Annotated in this window: 1 protein-coding gene and 1 pseudogene; both read left to right on the top strand. The window is 62.0% G+C overall.

Going from position 1 to position 706, the window contains the following annotated elements; translation table 11 throughout:
* A pseudogene (gene araG / locus JWR98_RS28590) lies at positions 1-188 on the top strand (L-arabinose ABC transporter ATP-binding protein AraG); the annotation flags it as partial.
* A 9-nt stretch (positions 189-197) separates the two neighbouring features.
* Positions 198-706 (top strand): ABC transporter permease subunit (locus JWR98_RS28585; protein ID WP_425273226.1); only part of this gene is annotated, 509 nt, incomplete at its 3' end.

The following is a 706-nucleotide window of genomic DNA, read 5'->3' as shown; positions in this document are numbered from 1 at the left end:
TCATCCATAACCTCGCGGCCCAAGGCATTGCGGTGATCGTGGTGTCCAGCGACCTGATGGAAGTCATGGGCATTTCCGACCGCATCCTGGTGCTGTGTGAAGGCGCCCTGCGCGGGGAACAACTGCGCGAACACGCCACTGAATCCAACCTGCTGCAGCTGGCCTTGCCGCGCCGCGTGACGAACTGAGAGACGACCATGACCACTCAAAACAACGCGTTGCCAACCGCACGCAAACCCCTGGATATGCGCGCACTGCTCGACAATTGGGCGATGCTGCTGGCGGCGGTGGGCATTTTTGTGCTGTGCGCCTTGCTGATCGATAACTTCCTCTCGCCGCTGAACATGCGCGGGCTGGGCCTGGCGGTGTCCACCGTGGGGATTGCCGCGTGCACCATGCTGTTCTGCCTGGCATCGGGGCATTTTGACTTGTCGGTGGGCTCGGTGATCGCCTGCGCCGGGGTGGTCGCGGCCATCGTCATGCGCGATACCGAGAGCGTGATGCTCGGCATTGGCGCGGCGCTGCTGATGGGCCTGATCGTCGGGTTGATCAACGGCATCGTCATCGCCAAGCTGCGGGTCAATGCGTTGATCACCACCTTGGCGACCATGCAGATCGTGCGCGGCCTGGCCTACATCTTTGCCGACGGCAAGGCGGTGGGCGTGTCCCAGGACCAGTTTTTTATCTTCGGCAATGGCCAGTTGTT

This window comes from Pseudomonas lactucae, from assembly GCF_016937615.1.
Classification (GTDB): Bacteria; Pseudomonadota; Gammaproteobacteria; order Pseudomonadales; family Pseudomonadaceae; genus Aquipseudomonas; species Aquipseudomonas lactucae.
The sequence above is the reverse complement of the archived record's forward strand: the minus strand, read 5'-3'. Positions and strand labels throughout refer to the sequence as shown.